Source organism: Exiguobacterium sp. UBA7533, assembly GCF_002479335.1.
Lineage (GTDB): Bacteria > Bacillota > Bacilli > Exiguobacteriales > Exiguobacteriaceae > Exiguobacterium_A.
In genome coordinates this window covers 90,685-108,016 of the sequence record NZ_DLMP01000005.1, presented here as the reverse complement: position 1 = coordinate 108,016, position 17,332 = coordinate 90,685, and the positions used below count along the sequence as shown (strand labels likewise).

At 46.3% G+C, this 17,332-nt stretch carries 17 protein-coding genes; 5 read left to right on the top strand and 12 right to left on the bottom strand.

Annotated elements, in window-relative coordinates; translation table 11 throughout:
* Window positions 1-33: 33 nt before the first annotated feature.
* Genes B2U10_RS07905 through B2U10_RS07890 form a run of 4 tightly spaced genes read right to left on the bottom strand, consistent with a single transcriptional unit; the run spans window position 34 to window position 1,772 of the window.
* Window positions 34-492 (bottom strand): NUDIX hydrolase, encoded by a 459-nt coding sequence (locus tag B2U10_RS07905; protein WP_290786625.1) that lies wholly within the window; start codon window positions 490-492, stop codon window positions 34-36.
* A complete protein-coding gene (locus B2U10_RS07900) occupies window positions 464-1,189 on the bottom strand; it encodes an alpha/beta fold hydrolase (RefSeq protein WP_290786623.1) in 726 nt (241 codons plus the stop codon). The genes B2U10_RS07905 and B2U10_RS07900 overlap by 29 nt, the downstream gene beginning before the upstream one ends.
* Complete coding sequence (locus B2U10_RS07895) at window positions 1,179-1,592, bottom strand: RDD family protein (RefSeq protein ID WP_290786621.1); 414 nt, start codon at window positions 1,590-1,592, stop codon at window positions 1,179-1,181. The genes B2U10_RS07900 and B2U10_RS07895 overlap by 11 nt, the downstream gene beginning before the upstream one ends.
* A gap of 12 nt (window positions 1,593-1,604) precedes the next feature.
* On the bottom strand, window positions 1,605-1,772 hold the full coding sequence (locus B2U10_RS07890) for a hypothetical protein (protein ID WP_155960143.1): 168 nt from the start codon (window positions 1,770-1,772) through the stop codon (window positions 1,605-1,607).
* 121 nt (window positions 1,773-1,893) lie between these two features.
* Here B2U10_RS07890 and B2U10_RS07885 point away from each other — a divergent pair, with 121 nt between their 5' ends.
* Window positions 1,894-2,817 (top strand): zinc-dependent alcohol dehydrogenase, encoded by a 924-nt coding sequence (locus B2U10_RS07885; protein ID WP_290786619.1) that lies wholly within the window; start codon window positions 1,894-1,896, stop codon window positions 2,815-2,817.
* Here B2U10_RS07885 and B2U10_RS07880 read toward each other — a convergent pair.
* Together B2U10_RS07880 and B2U10_RS07875 are read right to left on the bottom strand one after the other, a co-directional pair.
* Window positions 2,799-3,395, bottom strand: coding sequence for a hypothetical protein (locus B2U10_RS07880; RefSeq protein WP_290750932.1), 597 nt, complete (start codon window positions 3,393-3,395; stop codon window positions 2,799-2,801). The genes B2U10_RS07885 and B2U10_RS07880 overlap by 19 nt on opposite strands.
* A complete protein-coding gene (locus B2U10_RS07875) occupies window positions 3,396-4,127 on the bottom strand; it encodes a DUF5694 domain-containing protein (RefSeq protein ID WP_290786617.1) in 732 nt (243 codons plus the stop codon).
* A 109-nt stretch (window positions 4,128-4,236) separates the two neighbouring features.
* Between B2U10_RS07875 and B2U10_RS07870 the strand changes: the two genes are divergently transcribed.
* Window positions 4,237-4,590, top strand: a complete 354-nt coding sequence (locus B2U10_RS07870) for a hypothetical protein (protein WP_290786615.1) — start codon at window positions 4,237-4,239, stop codon at window positions 4,588-4,590.
* Window positions 4,591-4,937: 347 nt separating this feature from the next.
* Here the strand turns inward: B2U10_RS07870 and B2U10_RS07865 are convergent, their stop codons facing one another.
* Complete coding sequence (locus B2U10_RS07865; RefSeq protein WP_290786612.1) at window positions 4,938-6,290, bottom strand: phenylacetate--CoA ligase family protein; 1,353 nt, start codon at window positions 6,288-6,290, stop codon at window positions 4,938-4,940.
* 172 nt (window positions 6,291-6,462) lie between these two features.
* Here B2U10_RS07865 and B2U10_RS07860 point away from each other — a divergent pair, with 172 nt between their 5' ends.
* Window positions 6,463-7,317 (top strand): AraC family transcriptional regulator, encoded by an 855-nt coding sequence (locus B2U10_RS07860; RefSeq protein ID WP_035407510.1) that lies wholly within the window; start codon window positions 6,463-6,465, stop codon window positions 7,315-7,317.
* A gap of 55 nt (window positions 7,318-7,372) precedes the next feature.
* Here B2U10_RS07860 and B2U10_RS07855 read toward each other — a convergent pair whose 3' ends face one another.
* Together B2U10_RS07855 and B2U10_RS07850 are read right to left on the bottom strand one after the other, a co-directional pair.
* Window positions 7,373-8,722 (bottom strand): phenylacetate--CoA ligase family protein, encoded by a 1,350-nt coding sequence (locus tag B2U10_RS07855; protein ID WP_035407506.1) that lies wholly within the window; start codon window positions 8,720-8,722, stop codon window positions 7,373-7,375.
* 249 nt (window positions 8,723-8,971) lie between these two features.
* Window positions 8,972-9,361: a hypothetical protein gene (locus B2U10_RS07850; protein WP_035407503.1), complete on the bottom strand. Its 390-nt coding sequence runs from the start codon at window positions 9,359-9,361 to the stop codon at window positions 8,972-8,974.
* Window positions 9,362-9,521: 160 nt separating this feature from the next.
* Between B2U10_RS07850 and B2U10_RS07845 the strand changes: the two genes are divergently transcribed.
* Both B2U10_RS07845 and B2U10_RS07840 read left to right on the top strand, forming a co-directional pair.
* Entirely contained in the window at window positions 9,522-10,946 is a 1,425-nt protein-coding gene (locus tag B2U10_RS07845) for an NAD(P)H-binding protein (protein WP_290750952.1), read from the top strand.
* Between the two features lie 121 nt (window positions 10,947-11,067).
* Window positions 11,068-14,655 (top strand): dynamin family protein, encoded by a 3,588-nt coding sequence (locus tag B2U10_RS07840; protein WP_290786610.1) that lies wholly within the window; start codon window positions 11,068-11,070, stop codon window positions 14,653-14,655.
* 60 nt (window positions 14,656-14,715) lie between these two features.
* On the opposite strand, the gene B2U10_RS07835 is transcribed toward B2U10_RS07840, so the two are convergent.
* The 3 genes from B2U10_RS07835 to B2U10_RS07825 form a co-directional block, all read right to left on the bottom strand.
* Window positions 14,716-15,624, bottom strand: coding sequence for a LysR family transcriptional regulator (locus tag B2U10_RS07835; protein ID WP_290774038.1), 909 nt, complete (start codon window positions 15,622-15,624; stop codon window positions 14,716-14,718).
* A 12-nt stretch (window positions 15,625-15,636) separates the two neighbouring features.
* The gene (gene corA, locus B2U10_RS07830; protein ID WP_290786608.1) at window positions 15,637-16,587 is read right to left on the bottom strand and encodes a magnesium/cobalt transporter CorA; all 951 of its coding nucleotides are present in this window, start codon (window positions 16,585-16,587) and stop codon (window positions 15,637-15,639) included.
* Window positions 16,588-16,682: 95 nt separating this feature from the next.
* Entirely contained in the window at window positions 16,683-17,231 is a 549-nt protein-coding gene (locus B2U10_RS07825) for a hypothetical protein (protein ID WP_035407488.1), read from the bottom strand.
* Window positions 17,232-17,332: the final 101 nt, after the last annotated feature.

Genomic DNA, 17,332 nt, shown 5'->3' with positions numbered 1-17,332 from the left:
CCTCTGACGTCAAAATCAGAAGGATGTTTTTCATTATCGAAAGGCCGGACCCATTTCCGTCAAAAAATCGTTCCAGGCGACTTGATGCAAGTCGCTATAGAGTTCTGGCATCTGGTCTCTTTCAAAAAAGGCAATGTCCAATGATTCATTGGAGTCGATCGTTAACTGTCCTCCATTGACTTGGCAAACAAAAAAATGAACGATTGGTTGGGCGACATCCCCATTCGGATAAATCTCTTCGTACTGCGAATAAACACCACTCAAACGTTCAATCGTGACATGAATTCCGGTCTCTTCGAAAATCTCACGCTTGGCTGCTTCGACAATCGACTCTCCGAGTTCCAGTGCGCCGCCGGGAAAGCCCCACGCTTGTTGCTGCCGCCGTTTTTGTAGAAGAATGCGTCCCTCTTCGTCGAAGACGATGCCACCTGCAAAGTTCAACATCACTTTTTCCTGACCGACCTTACTGCGGAGAAAACGTATATAGTCCATCTGTCGCCCCTTGAAGTTTAACTTGCTTCACCCAGACAATCAGTTGTTCGATCATCGCCTCCGTCACAGTATGATTCACACCCGGAAAAACACATAATTCAGTCGTTTGCGTCATACCTGCTTGAACTGCTGTTACGTGATAGTACTGCTGGATTGATAGTGGAATAATGTCATCAGCATCCCCGTGCAGGAGCAAACGCGGACGCTCATCCATCACATCGATCGGATCGATCTTCCATGGTACATCTGTTTCTTTGATTGCAGGTCGTCCGTCGCGCGTGCGGAATTGATGCTCCGCTTCAAGAAAGGCGCCGCCCCCATTGATCGCAATGAGCGCTTTAATCGGCAAACGCGCCATGATTCCGTGGGCAATGAACCCACCCATCGAGACGCCGATCGCGATCACATCTGAAACATGCCAGCCTGATTGTTCGATGATAGCTGTCGCTTCCTTGATCGATTGTTCAACGACCGTCCAAAAATAGGTCGTCGATACTTCTGGATCAAACGGATGATCAAACGGTTCACGTTGATCGTGTCGAATAAGTTCCGGGATAAAGACATCGAACCCTTCTTCAGATAATTGTCGTGCAAACTCTAGATAAGAAACAGCCGTACCGCCCCAACCATGGTAGAGTAGAATGGCTCCTGTTGGGTGAGAGGAGCGGACGCTATGGACATGAAAATCAAGCTTCATTTTTTAGCTTCTCCCGGTTCAAGCGGACGATCGTTCTCGCAAAGTCATCTTCCGGTAATCGTTGTCCGTTCTCGAGAAACGGTTTCCAGTACGGTCGAATCTTAAACAACGAGACCGTATCGCGATAAACTGTTCGACGGACGATTTGTTTCGTCGTCAACGGCAAACCGTTCTCGCTCTCGACCTGAATACCACAGATCTGACCACCAATCGTTTTTCCATTCAACAGTTTTAATTGCGCGACTTCTCCTAGAAAACTGATCGTCGGTTGTGTCACGACGGCGTGAACGACTTCTGACTTCACACGTCGTAATACCGTTTTTTCGATGACGACGGAAAGTCCGAGATAGACAGCCTGGTTGATGATATACGCACCGATTCGTCGTTTTGTTGTTGAGTGCATGGATGATCCTCCTTATACGTTAAAATAGACGACAGCGCCGAGTGCACTGACAGCAATCAAATAAAAGACGATCGCGAGTCGTTTGTTTGCGGTAGAGATATCCTTTCGGACAAGGATTTTACTGTACCGAAACGTCAAGAATGCGAACACGAGCAAAGCCAAAATCAATAAAGATGCCATACAAGAATCTCCTCCTCCATTTTTATCATACATGAAATACGTTATCGAATTGTTATATTTTACAAGTAAATTGAGGTATGCTTACACATATTTGATTCTTTATTGAAATGGGGTTTGCATTTTGAACACTACAACGACCTGCTGTCTCGTTGAGCTGAAGAAGCCTGGTTATCTCGTTCGGAACCTACCGCCGCTCGGCATCCATGACGTCCACGTCCGCACCCTTGCCGGTGCCATTAGTATCGGCGCCGAACTTCCGCAATGGCTAGAACAAGACATGACTGAAACCAGCTATAACTATCCGCTCGAGACCGGATATGAAAGTTATGGGGAAGTGCTTGCTGTTGGTGACGCCGTCCAAATCGTCAAGCCCGGTGATCGGGTCGTCGGCTTCTATGGTCATCAAGATCAGGCGATCGTACCTGAGTCGAAGGTCATTTTGGTTCCTGCTTATGTCTCACCACGTGAAGCCTTGCTACTGATTCTATCTTGTGACGCGGCAAAAGGCGTCCGAAAACTGACATTGACGCCCGACGCGAGAGTCTTAGTTTCTGGAATGGGTACGATCGGTTTGTTGACGGTACATTACTTACGGCATTACGTTAACGTTCGCCAGATAGATATCATCGAGCCGCTCGCCTCCCGAGCTGAATTAGCACGTCAATTAGGGGCACACATCGTCACGCCGGATTCAGACACGTATGACGCCGCCATCGAATGTTCTGGGCGTCAAGCGGCCTTTGCCGAACTTCAATCCGCTGTCCGTCCTCATGGTGCAATCTGCGTCTTATCGGACGGCAACCGTGAATCTTTGACGTTGACGCCCGCGTTTCACGCAAAGGAACTTCAGATCATTGCATCGAGTGACGGTTGGAGCTACCATATGCACGCAGACTGGCTTTTTTCCAACGATCGTCACGCGACATTACCTGCTTTGTTCGAACAAGAAACTTCGTTTTCGGAGCTCGCCAACTGCTTCGCTGCCTTCATGGCATCGACCGATCTCCCGATCAAAGTCTTCGTTGATTATGAGCAGACGAGCTGAACACCGTTCGGATCCGTGCCTGCTAGCGATACGTCGGAAAAGACTGCTTCTTGCAAGACGGTCTTCTCCCCGCGGACGGTTTGGATTTGCGGAACCGGTTGATCGAACAGTTTCGCTAAATCCGCCTCTAATCCTTCGAGCGGCGTCGCTAGGATCAGACGCTCAAGTGTCGTTCCATCCGTATCCGCAATCGCATCTTCATGGATTTGCAGTTCAATCCGTAATCCGTATGGTGTCTGCAAAAACGTCCGACGCTCATTCGGTTGGACTGTAAACGAAAGTGTTTCTGCACGGTCAAGGATCATTTGCAAGTCATCTGATTGAATCAAAAATCCGATGTGGTCGAAGCGAATGACCTTCCCGTACCCGATAGTCACGTTCACTGCCCCGCGTTTCATTTCAATGATCCGAAACACAATCTTATCCGTTCGAAAATCGTTCCATGTCAGAGGTGGATTAAACGAAGAAAACTCTCCATCTTTCTTTCCAATGCGCTGAGAAACGTGAAACCCGCGTGCTGTATACCAGGCTTCTGTTTCCTCCAAATGTGGTGTCCAAATATGGTAGTGAAATAGCATTTACATACACTCCTTATCGTTGTTCCAATCGCTCCATGTCATCACTACAACTTGGTTCGATTCATTTAAGTATTGTCTTAATAGCGGAAGATGCGCAGCACCGTACAAACAGACGATTCGCTCGGTCGTCTGGGCAAGTTGCAGTAGACGATCGGCAATCTTTTGATTACGGGCATGCCAGTAGCGTTCGATCCAAATTCGCCCGTTTTCCAGCTGTTCGATTTGATCGTAGACCTTAGCGGACGCTGCAATCGTCTCTTCAGCGTGCAATCGACCGAGCCACTCGGAAAAGGATAACTGCTCCATCGCGTTCTCTAACTGTTCAGTCCGCTTCATCTCAGCAGTGACGATCGTCTCGAAAGCTTCCGGATGATGTGAACGGACTATTCCTAAATCCGGTACGCCTGGTACGATTTCGTTCCAATCGATTCCATGCAACTGTGCTAATCCTGCCATCCGGGCTAGGCGAAAGCCGATTTGTTGCCGTTCATTAGCGGTTAAATCACTCTCGTGTTGATAGGTGTCATATGTATGTTGCAGGTCACTTATGCGTTCAGGTGACGTTTCAAGAGCAATGCAAGTCGGTTGAAATCTGTTCAATCGAACAACGACTTCCTTAACTTCCTGTTGCCGTCTCTCTGATGCGACATCAAAAATTACTGGACGAATCAGATCACCATTTGCCGGTCGATCAAGATGGAACATGCCTAACAGTAAAATCTGGGGCTTCATCTACATTCCTCCTTTTCCTTATTTTACCTTATATTTGGTAAAGGAAGCGACCTTTACCTATTATGAATTTACGTTACCATTCAACAAATACTTATATAAGGAGGTTCCGATGAAAAGGATATTCGTCATTGTGTTCATTGGATTTTTATTCGGATGCAATCAAACCGGTATAGAGGATGAAACTAGTTATGCCATGATCGTCATTGTGAACAATAAAGAATATAACGGAACAGAAGCTGAATTGGACGCATCTAAACAACAAGGAGAAAAAATTAGTACGATACTAAAGAAAACAAAAGCATACGAAATGCCCCAAGCGAACAGTCAATCGAATCTCTTTTCAGTCGGATCCACCATCTATGCTGTTAAAGGAACAGAAGATTTCATCATCGTAAAAGACAAAGAAAATAAAAAATGGCTTTTACAAAAGGTAAGGGATATCGAAAAAAATCTAAATCAATGAGGCACTTTAACATTTTTAATGTGGTACATCTTTAGAAATACTATCAGCGGAGATGTTTTTTACTTTTACACGAGGTATGGTGAGAAGAAATTAGAAAGGGGCTGACTCAAAAGTCAGTCTCTACAAAGATAAGGGTGGTAAAATAATGATCTGCCACTCTTATCTCATAACAAAAAGAATGACGCGTTTCACGCAACTCTTATAGGAAAAAGCGCATCTTTGCGCTGTCAGAGACAAACAAGACCCGCTTTCCTGCTTGAATGAAACAGGAAAACTGGCTCGTGTCTCGCCTGAAGACAGGGCGTGAAAAGACACGTCATTCTTTTTTTTGGGTCAACCTCTTTCTTTTATCCTGTTAAGCTTGATTTAATGAGCAAAATCTTTCCGCTTTCCTCAGCATCGATATATGAAACGGCTTGGACATCAAGTTTGATATCACGACCAAATAAACGGTACAGACGCTCCATCAGAAGGTGTTCGTCTGATTGACTGAATCGCTCCGCGTCAGGAACGTAGTAGATCGATACGCTATCCGGCGTCGATTGGACATATTGAATACGCTCGATATTGTTTGATAAATGTTTGACGATACTCGACAGTTGCGCTTCAAAAATCTTTTGACCATCCGGTTTTTGGATGAATGCCCGCCCCCTTCCGTCAATTGATTCGATGATTGGTCCCGGGTGACCACAGGAACAGGTGCGCTGACTGAGCGTCATCCGATCTCCGACCCGGTAGCGAACGAGGGGGGTGCCGTGTGTATCAAAACTCGTCACGAGAATCTCCCCGTCTGTATCGAGTTCGATGATCCCCATCTCATGATGCAGATGTTTTTGACCAAGTCGACATTCCGAGACGATTGGTGCTCCTTCAGACGATGCATATTGATCAAAAACTGGTCCATGAAACACTTCTTCGATGACCTGGCGCTCTTCCGCGTCGATTCGTTCAGCCGTTGGAAAAATCGCAATCGGTTGACATGTCAAGCGGATCCCTTCTCGCTTCGCAAACCGGGCGAGTTCAATCATCGCTGACGGAAGACCACCGATTGTTTCTGGTTGAAAACGTTCGATGGCTTCAAGATACGCTGCCATCGTCCGTGGGGATAATCGTTTTACCGTGAATAAGAGTTGATTCGCCGCTCGATTCATCCGCCAGTAGACGTCCGTCTGTTGACGCTCGGGTACGAGATCCTGTGCCGTAAAGCTGATCCGTCGCATGCCACGGTAGACATTGTGGGTCGCCTTAAAATAATCCAGATGGGCCATTCGAATTTGCATATCCGGTATCGTATATCGTACTTGCAGTGATGTGCCTGTTGTTCCGCCCGTTTTCCCTATAATTGGCGCAACAACATCTGTTTGAATGTCCTCCATTTGCGTTCGTAATATTTCTTTTGACAGTACAGGAATATGTTTTAGTTCGGATAGGTCCTTTAACGGTAAAAGAATGCCATGCAAAATGAAGAGCTGACGATAATAGGAACTGTGTTCAATGCAAAAGCGAAGGAAGTCATTTAAACGGTCAAGTTGTTCCGCTTTGACGTCGATCGTCGATTGTTCTCGTTCGAGGAGCATCCGAAACCGTTCTTGATAGACCGGTCCATAACGTTCGCGATGCAATTGATACCCATAGAGGGTTGTGAAGAGGTGCTGGAGAAATAGAGGAGAGCGATTGTAGATTTGCTCTTTGATACCCATGTCATCACGTCCTTTCGCAAGGGAAGTAACGGTTTCGATGTCTCTACGATAGCCTATGTACCTGACAAGAATATGACAAATACAAGGGAACATGCATCCTGACAAATTGATATCACCTTGGACAGGTCCGATGATCAACGCTCTACTATACTGAAAACAAGGAGGTGACAAGATGTGGCTCGAATCGATTCAACGCGTCATTGACTATATCGAAGATCATTTAGAAGACTCGATTGATCTCAACGTTTTGACAAGCGTGGCGCAGATGCAAACGTATACTTTACAACGAACGTTTTCCTTACTTGCGATGATGACCTTACCGGAATACATCAGAGGGCGACGTCTGACGCTTGCTGCGCAACAATTGACACAGACGGACGAAAAAATCATCGATCTTGCCTTACGTTTTGGTTATGAGACACCGGAAGCTTTCACAAAAGCTTTCAAACGTCAGCATGGTTGTTCCCCGACGTTGATGAGAAACGAGCGACGTCGGGTTCACGCCTATAACCGCCTGAGCATTCAGGTGACTTTGAAGGGACTGGATCAAATGGATTATCAACTCATCGAACGACCTGCTTTACAGATTTCAGGATGGCGAAAACATTTCCCTACGCAAGATGGTGCCCAACAACAACTGATTCCATTGTTTTGGAATGATGTGAATCATTCCGGTCAAGATGCTACCTTGTTCAAACAAAATGACGGTCAGATTGATGGTGTGATTGGTGTCTGCTCCAATTTCACCGAAGCATCGATGGATTATTGGATCGCGACGACGACAACGGAAGTCCTGCCCGGTCAGGAAACGATGACGATTCCGGCGAGTCTTTGGGCGACGTTCCCAGTTGTCGGTCCGATGCCGCACGCCATTCAAGAGATGTGGCACCGCATCTACCAAGAATGGCTTCCGTCACATGGTTATGAGCCGTTACCTCATGCAGAACTCGAAGTCTATTCGGCAGGCGACCCGTCTGCCGCCGATTATCAATCTGCCATCTGGATTCCGGTGCGTCCGCGCGACTGATGGTTTCAGGACATACGAAAAGGCGAGATCATCGGCGATCTCACCTTTTCGTATGTCATACATACTGTTGCTTAATCAGTAGCGTCTTTCCACTGATTTCTTTCGGAATTTCGGGTACGGCACGCATGACGACATTCAGTTGTCCTTCAAACAATCGGTCAAGAACGAAAAAGAGTTTCTTCTCGTGTTCTTTTTCGAAACACCGTTCATCTGGTACATACAATAACACAATCTCATCCCGCGTCTCTTGAATATATTGCACACGTTCGATACAGTTCGGGAACGCTCGAACGATTCCCGCGAGCTCCCCTTCAAAGACACGGTGTCCATTTCGTAATTGGATGAAACTTCGTCCTCGTCCGTCAATCGAAGCGATGATCGGACCTTGGTGACCACAAGGACACGTTTCCTGGCTGAGCGTCATGCGATCTCCAACTCGATAGCGAATAAGTGGTGTGCCGTGCGTATCGAAGCTCGTCACGAGAATTTCGCCATCCTCATCGCGTTCAATGATTCCCATCTCATAATGTAAATGTTTTTTGCCATACGGACATTCCGCGACGATCGGAGCCCCTTCTGAAGACGCATACTGATCATAGATTGGCGCATGGAAAACATCCTCGACAAGTGCTCGCTCTTCTGCCGTCATCATCTCAGCCGTCGGAAAAATCGCTTTTGGACGAAATGTGCAAGTCAAACCATATTTTTTAGCGTATCGTGCAACTTCGATCATTCCTGAAGGCAAACCATCAATTGATTCCGGCTGAAACCGATTGAGTTGTTCAATATATGCAGCTGCGGTTTTCGGATTGATGTTTTTGATCGAGAACAACATTTGATTGATGACTTTATTTGTCCGCCAATAAACCGGTGCCTTTTGTTGAGGCGAGGCAAGCATTTGACCGGTAAAACTCGCACGGCGCATCCCTTGATCGACGCCATGTGTCCATTTGAAAAAGTCGAGATGCGCCATGCGGATTTGCATGTCTTCTTTCGTGTAATGGACTTGAATCGATTTGCCGGTCGTACCGCCCGTTTTCCCGAGAATCGGAGCATGGACGCGCGCATGGACATCCTCATTTTGTTGTCGTAAGATTTCTTTCGTCAAAGGAGGAATTTGTGTTAGTTCGTCAATCGATCGTAGAGGGAGCTCTAACGCAAGAGAGGAAAACAATTCCTGATAATACGGACTATGCGTTTGGCAAAAAGAAAGGAAGTCGTTTAATCGATGCAACTGTTCCGCCCGTATGTCATTCGGTCGTCCTAACTTCTGCTTCAGTTCTTGTAGGCGTTGTTGATAGGCTGGACCATATCGTTCGTGGAACAGGCGACGTCCTTGTAAAGTCGTCAACAAGTTTTGGATGAAGATCGGTGAGTGAAAGTAGATCGATTCTTTGAGCTGCATGATGTCACTCCTTCCATAGATAAACCACCTTTTACTGATACTTTCATCTTATTTCCAGTCGTCGCCCACCTCAATTAGTTCTTCGTGAATAAACTTAGCTTTTATTTTCAGGACGATTTATTTTATTGAACTCTGATTTACGAACATCTTCTCATCGATTCTTGAACTTACAACTTTTCTTCCATCATAAAAAATCCGACCGACGAATCAGGAAATCTCTTCGTCGATCGGATTCATATACGTGTACCATTACGATTTCGCGACTTTTTGTAGCATCTGACACCCGTAAGCCCGTAATTTAATCGATTCGAGTACAAGCGACATCTGTTGTTCATCCAATCGTTCAATCAACTCGATGATCGTTATCGTCGTTCGCCCATTATATAATTGTACGATCAAGTGGATGATTGCTTCTAACGCTGGACTTGGATAGGGTTCTGACAGAAATTCACGATCAAAAAACTCACCACTATCCGGAAAGAAATAATCCGAGAATCGTTCGAGCACTTGTGGCTGTCCTGTTGCGAGATACAGCATCGAGACCATCGCTGCATCTTCTCGTTGTTTCGGCTTTAAGCGTCTCCACAACAGATCGAATCGTCGTTCATGTTCCGCTTGCATGAATTGTATCGTCTGCATGGTTGAAGCCTCCTTTGTTTTTCATTCTTCCTGTTGATTCTTTTCCTTATATTTTTATTCCCTATTCCATCCAACTGAATCATCTCAGCGTATCCTCTTGCGATTGAACTGACACGATTGGGGGTACATTACAACAGATATAAGAGAGGAGTTTACATCCATGCCAACGCGCCTAGCTTTAGCCGGAGCTACCGGTTACATCGGTCACAATCTACTGAACGAACTGAAGAAAAAATATGACGTCATTGCCCTTTCTCGAAACGGCGATGATAAGGACAATGAGGAACGTGTCGAATGGCGATCGTGCGATCTCTTTTCTCTAGACGATACGATTGCTGGTATGAAAGGAGCGGACATCGCTGTCTACCTCGTTCATTCGATGATGCCTTCTGCTAAATTGACACAAGGATCGTTTGAAAACATGGACTTATTGTTAGCCGATAACTTTGCCCGTGCAGCAAAAGAAAATGGTATCCGACAAATCATTTACTTAAGTGGTATCATTCCTGAGGAAACAGAAAATCTATCGCGTCACTTAAAGAGCCGACTCGAGGTCGAACGCGTTCTTGGTGCTTATGGCACACCGGTGACGACGATCCGTGCCGCATTGATTGTCGGTCCAAAAGGCTCATCTTTCCCAATCTTATCGAAGCTCGTCAAACGCCTCCCCGTCATGGCACTCCCACGATGGACACGTAACAAGACACACCCCGTCGCTTTACCGGATGTCATTCATGCACTTGGTGAAAGTGTCGATCGCGATGATGTTAAAGACCGGGCAATCGATATCGGTGGACCGGAAGCGATGACCTATAAAGAGATGATCCTTCGAACTGCTGACATCATGGGAAAACGACAACCGACCATCGATATTCCTTTATTGACCGTTAAATTATCTCGACTTTGGGTGACGCTCGTGTCTGGAGAACCAAAAGAAACCGTCTATCCACTCGTTGAAAGCATGGTTCATGAGATGGTTGCAGATCCAGAAAAAATGGTTCCAGGGATCAGTGACGGAAAAATTACATTCGAACAATCGGTCCGTGATGCGCTAAAAGAGGAGGAAGAAAAAAAAGGTTCTTCTTCCTCGTCGTCTTCAACACCAGACGCCCTTGACGTTCGTTCAGTTCAACGTGTTCTTTTGCCGAAGGATCGCGATGCCGACTGGGCAGCTGACGATTACATGGATTGGTTATCTTCGTTTGCGCGTCCTTTCCTATCATCAACTATGAAAGATCAAGTCGTTGGAATAAACATTCCATTTTACGAACAACCCCTACTTGAATTGACGAAGGAACCGGTTCGTGATCGACAAATGGCGACATACCGGATTACCGGCGGACTGTTCGCAAAAGTCGAGGAAGATAGCCGGGGTCGGATTGAATTTCGGCAAATTCCCGGTACACAGGAATGTATCATTGCCATTCACGAATTCGTCCCTGCTTTACCGTGGATACTCTATAAGGTGACGCAGGCGAACGTTCACTTGCTCGTCATGTATCTCTTTAAATTACACTTATTGCGTCGAATTCATTCGACGGAACAAGAATCAACACACGCAGACGAAATCGTTCCGTCATCTTGATCCCGATTAAAACGATCCGCCTCTTCCTTGGCGGATCGTTTTTTGTGGCTTGCAGAAGGATGACGAAACTAAAAAAATCGTGATACACTGAACGATGACTGAAAGAAAGGGGTTTCATTGCATGCGCTCATTTGAGGAACGATTATCGAACCAACTCGAAGCGACAGCTTCACTCGCCACGTTGATTCAACCTTCAACGGATCAACTCCGTTTAGATAAACTAGATAAATTCGCTATGAAACTATTGAAACGAGAGTTCACGATTGCTTTCGCTGGTCATTTCTCGGCTGGAAAGTCAAGCATGATCAACGCCTTGACGGGTGAATCGGTCTTACCGACAAGTCCGATTCCGACGAGTGCGAACATCGTGACACTTCAACAAGGGGACACTGATTCAGCGATCGTTCACTTTCATGAACAGCCTTCTGTTCGTCTGACAGCAACAGAGCAAGAGGAGCATCTTAAAACACTTGGGAAGAGTGGTGATGTCCGTCAAATCGATTTGACACATGCTGCTTCCGATCTGCCTCCTGGTCTCGTCTTGATGGATACACCAGGCGTCGACTCGGTCGATGATGCCCACCGTGTATCAACGGAATCCGCCCTTCACTTGGCTGACATCTTGTTTTACGTCATGGACTACAATCATGTTCAATCTGAATTGAACTTCATAGTGACGAATGAATTACAAGCTGCCGTACCGGAACTATATTTAATCGTCAATCAAATCGATAAACATCGTGAAGATGAATTATCATTCGACGCCTTCCGCCGCTCGGTCCATGCATCTTTCGCTGAACATAGTGTCGCACCGAAAGGGATCTTCTTTACAAGCCTGCGGAAACCAGATCATCCGTATAACGATTTCATGGAAGTCGAACAGCTCGTCAAACAAAGCATTCGTGATGCTCAACCGAAGTTGTTGGCTTCTGCCGCTTTAACGCTTGAAAGTCTTCATCAAGAGCATACACGTTATCTCACACGTCTCGTCTCAGAAGCCCACGAGACGATGGCTGAACAATTGAATGACGCTGAACGACGTGATCCAGAGACGATCGAAACCGAATTAGCCCACGTTTCGCAACAATTAGAAGCACGTCAGCCGGACCGCTGGGTACAGACGTTTTCGTTGCATCGAGATCAACTATTGAAAAATGCGACATTGATGCCGTTCGAATTACGCGAGAAGATGCGCCGTTTCCTCGAGTCACGCCAACGCGACTTCAAGGTCGGATTGTTCCGAAGTACAAAAAAAACGGAAGCGGCTCAAGCAGAGATTGCACAAGATGTGTTGCGTGCCTATCAGACGGTGACCGCTTCCGAGATTTCGCTCCATTTACGTAACTTGATGAAACAATCGTTACGCGACCTTGGTCTCCTGCAGGATATGCATATCGTCGCGATCGATCAGCTTTCACTCGCCCCGCCGCTTTCCGTACTCGAGAGTGCCCTGCCGACTGGCATTACGATCACGGGTGAATCGGTGCTCCAGTTCACGAATCGTGTCGCCGAACAGACACAAGCTTGGTTCGTCAAGGAAACGAATGCGTGGCGGGAGCATGTTCGACTAGAGTTGACATCAACTTTCCCGAAAGAACAAGCTGAGCTATTGCAACAACAAACGTCATTACAGCATAAATGGGACAACGTTCAAGCATGGCAACAGGCTACCGTAGCACTCGAGCGATATGAGCATGGCGTTGCCAATCCATCTGACCAACAGTTCGAACAGGCTCGGACACAAGTTTCAGTCTGGGAAGAGCAATTGATTCAGCAAGAAGCGACAATCGTTTCCTTTACCGGGTATGAATCGGTGACAGAAACAACTGCGTTTGAGCTCGCGAAGACGATCAGTGAGCAACAATCCGTCCGGTTTACACCAGAAGATGTTGCTCAAATCCGTCAGCAGCTGAATGGTCTACAGGGCTTTGAAGAAGCCGTCGCTTATTTAAATGACAAATTGGATCGACTGACACACCAATCGTTCACGATTGCCTTATTCGGTGCCTTCAGTGCCGGAAAATCATCGTTTTGCAATGCTTTGCTCGGAGAGAAGGTACTACCCGTCTCTCCGAACCCAACGACCGCGTCCATCAACCGGATTCATCCCGTTGACACTACACACTCGCACGGCGTGGCAGAAGTCACATTCAAGTCGGAAGCAGCAATGCTTGAAGACTTAAATGAAGCGATGGTCGCAACGATGACGTTCGAGTCAACGAAACAGGCATACGATACGCTCTTACCACGTGCCGCATCGCTGACGGATCCGTTCTTGCGTGCTTTCTTGACAGGATTCCCAACCGTTCAATCATTCATCGGTACCGTCCAGACGGTCGATCAAGAAGCTTTTAAACAATATGTCGCACAGGAAGAACGAAGCTGTTTCGTCGATGTCATCGATTTCTATTATGATAGTCCCTTAACTCGTCTCGGCGTGACACTCGTTGATACACCAGGAGCGGATTCAATCAATGCCCGTCATACCGATGTCGCCTTCGATTACATCAAAAATGCGGATGCAATCTTGTTCGTCACGTACTTCAACCATGCCTTTGCTCGCGCTGACCGTGAATTCTTGATTCAACTCGGTCGTGTCAAAGATGCGTTCGAACTCGATAAGATGTTCTTCCTCGTCAATGCGATTGATCTCGCTGCTTCAGAAAGCGAACGTCAAGATGTCTTGAACTATGTCGCTACGGAACTGCAACGCTTCGGGATTCGGTCGCCCCGACTGTATGGAGTCTCGAGCTTACAAGGACTCGCCGAAAAGCAGCAAGAGCGAACGGATTCAATTTCCGGTTTACCCGAGTTCGAGGAGGCATTCCATAACTTCCTAGCGGAGGACTTGACCGGTCTTGCTAAAGTATCGTTGTCTGAGCAGACGGAAAAGACCGTCGAGCGCCTCGAACGGTTCATCGTTGCGACTGAAGCAAACCTCCTGCGAAAAGAAGAACGGCTGGCTGAACTGTCTACTTTAGAACAGCAGGTCACCGATCGTTTCGAGGACAATCGTGCTACTTTGATCGAACCTGCACTCAAAGCAGAGATTCATGAACTGTTGCACCATGTCGTACAACGCATTTATTACCGTTTCCCTGACTTCTTCAAAGAAGCCTATAATCCCGTTCGTTTTGCTCAGACGAGTAAAGGAGTAGCACTACAGGAGGCCTTGACGGAACTGTTGACATTCCTACGGTTCGACTTTGAGCAGGAGCTCCGGGTCACGCATTTCCGCATCGACCAATGGCTCGAAGCGGCCTTAGTCCGTCGTCAGCAAGAGGAGCAACAGTTGCTTGAGCAATGGAACGAATCCTTCCAGCTGGCGCCTGTCACGGTCTCTCGGTTGAACGAAATGACGTTCGACGGACCCTTCGAGGATGCAACCCCTTATATTGGTGTCAAACGCCACTTCCGGAATGCGAAAGCCTTCTTTGAGAAGAATGAGAAAGAACAACTGAAGGAAGAACTGGCGACGTTAACTAAACAAGAAGCACTCGCATACACTACTGCTCAAGAAGAGCGTTTGCTGACAGTCGCGACGGCACATCTAGATGTCTCTTTAACATCCCTTTCAGAGCACCTGTTACGCCAAGCACTCGAACAACTCGAGAGTGAACGTGCGACGTTACAGGCACAAGAGACACTGACACCTTATAAACAAGCTGCCGCAAAAATTCGCAATCTGACGCAGCACGTCACGTCATGAAACATGATCAATCCATACAAAAGACCGGAGCGCGACGCGTTCCGGTCTTTTGTATTTTCTTCACCGCACAGGCGTTGGCCAGAACGATTGAAAATAGTGGACGATGTATTGATGGACGTGCCGGACGACTGGGCGTAATTCTGTCCCGACAAGTCGGTTCAACGAGACATCCCATAACATCGGCGGCTCGAACGGGATGATTTTAATGTCATCCGCATGATGAAACCGCAGAATCGGTTCCGGTAGGATCGAGATGACGTCGAGTTCTTGAACCATCCCGATCAACAAATCCCATGCACCAGACATGAAGAAGATATTCGGTTCTTGCTGCACTTTGCGAAACTCCGATAGTATTTGATGATGTAACATGAATCGATCATTTAAGATGACGAGTGGTTCATTTCCGATATCACTATAAGATAGAGCTTCTTTTGCTTGAAACGGATGATTTGGGCGAACGGCAACGACGACTTCATCTTCAATCAATCGAAAACGTTCAATGCCATAGGATTCACCTGGTTCGATCAAAATGGCCAAATCGAGTTCTTCAAGTAGCAGTCGACGTTTGAGTTCAAACGCCCCTTCTTCGATGATTTCGAGTTCAATCCCAGGATGTTCCGCCATGAACTTCGGGATTAACTGTGAAAATAACACAGGAAGAATGACAGGCGGGATTCCGAGACGGACTCTCCCTCGGACGACGTTTGAGCGTTCGCGCAGATGCCCCATCAATGCTTGATGACGTGTCAGAACGATCTTCGCATCTTCATACAATTGACATCCCGTTTCCGATAACCCTGTCAACCGTCCGTGCTTTCGAATGAATAGTTCCACTTGCTCCAGCTGTTCAAAGTCGCGAATCATCTGACTAAGCGCCGGTTGCGAAATCGACAAGTGTTTCGAAGCACGCGTTAAGTTATAGCCTTGCTCGACAATTGTCGTAAAAAAAAGTAACTGTCGAATATCCACTTACATCTCTCCTTATTCATCAAACCAACGATTTTTTTTGAAGAACAGAATCATCACTAAAGCAAGGAGTCCCATTGCCCCTAACGTCACGAAATAACCATACCGGGTGGTCAGTTCTGGCATATTTTCAAAGTTCATGCCATATATACCAGCGATGAACGTCAACGGCATGAAAATCGTCGTAAAGATCGTTAACGTCTTCATGATGCTATTCATCCGGTACGAATTGAGGGAAATGAAGTTATCCCGAAACTCAGATGTCATCAATCGGTTGTATTCAATCATTTCGGATAACTTTAGTAAATGATCATACAAATCGCGAAAGAATGCTTGCTTCTTCGGATGAATCGATAACCGCTTCGATTCGACGACCCGATACAATAAGTCCCGCATCGGCATGACTGTCCGCGAGATTCGAAGTAACTGCGCTCTTAGTTCGAAAATTTCTTCCATCAACCGACGATCGTTTCCGCGTGATCGATAGCGTTCCTCAAGCGCAAACAATTCATCTTCTGTCGCATGGACGATCGGAAAATAACCGTCGACGATCTTATCCATGATTTTATGTACGAGATCGACCGTTTCTTGTGTGTGTAGGCAATGACTGTATTGTTCAAACACGATGTCAATTTCCGGCGAGGATTGCTCATGGTAGCTAACAAGATGCCGATCACTTGCGAACAAATTGATTTCACGACTCATCAACGTTCCTTCATCAAGTGCATGAAGGACAAAAAAACTATGATCCGCATAATACTCGAGCTTCGGACGTTGTAAATAATGAAAACAGTCTTCAATCGCCAGCGGATGAAAATCAAAGGCATCGATCAATTTTTGCTTTTCTGTATCTGTCGGTTGATTAAAATCAACGAAATAGCGTTTGATACCCGGCTCTTGTATCCGAAATATATCATCTGTCAAAATGATCGTATCGTTCGCATCGATCAATATACAACGAATCAAGTTCCTCTCCCCCCTTTTATTATTTAAGCGTACTATATTATTTCAAATGCAACAAAAAAGGATTCCAGAAAGGGAATCCTTTTTCTTATAGACGATCAACCATGTTCAATATAAAAACCGCTCCAATATACTTGACGATACGTAAATTCTTTACCGCTTTTCGTCGTTACAAGCATTTCATCTTCTGCCATGACGGCGATTTTAATCGGAACTTCACCGTGATCCGTCAAATAATTGAGGATCTCAAGGTGTCGATTCAACCAGAGACGACGACGGAACCATCGAAAACGACTAAACGCTGCACTGAAGTGGAGTAAAGCGAGTGACAGAATAATCAAGGCAAATGGAAGTGGAATATCGAACAAAGCAATCAAATATACATCTGCGATGAGTAAAGATAGCGAGAGACCCATTTCCGTCATTTCCATAAAAGATGCTTTATAGGTCGCGAAGTAGGTCATCACGCGAAACAACAAGATGACCGTTAGATACGGTACGAAATACATTTGAAACACATGGTCCGTGCCACTGTTGACGAACATGAGCAGTGGCAGGAAGAATAGCAATTTCCAGATTAGGATGGCGGAATAAAATAAAGTATGATCCGTGTAGCGTTTGCGTACGATGGCTTGACTCATATTCATTGCCTTCCCCTCCTTCATGATGGACCGTTTCAAAGTCAATGATGACAGGACATGATGCCTATAAGGGTATGTTTCCAAATTCAACTGTTTCTAATCATCTA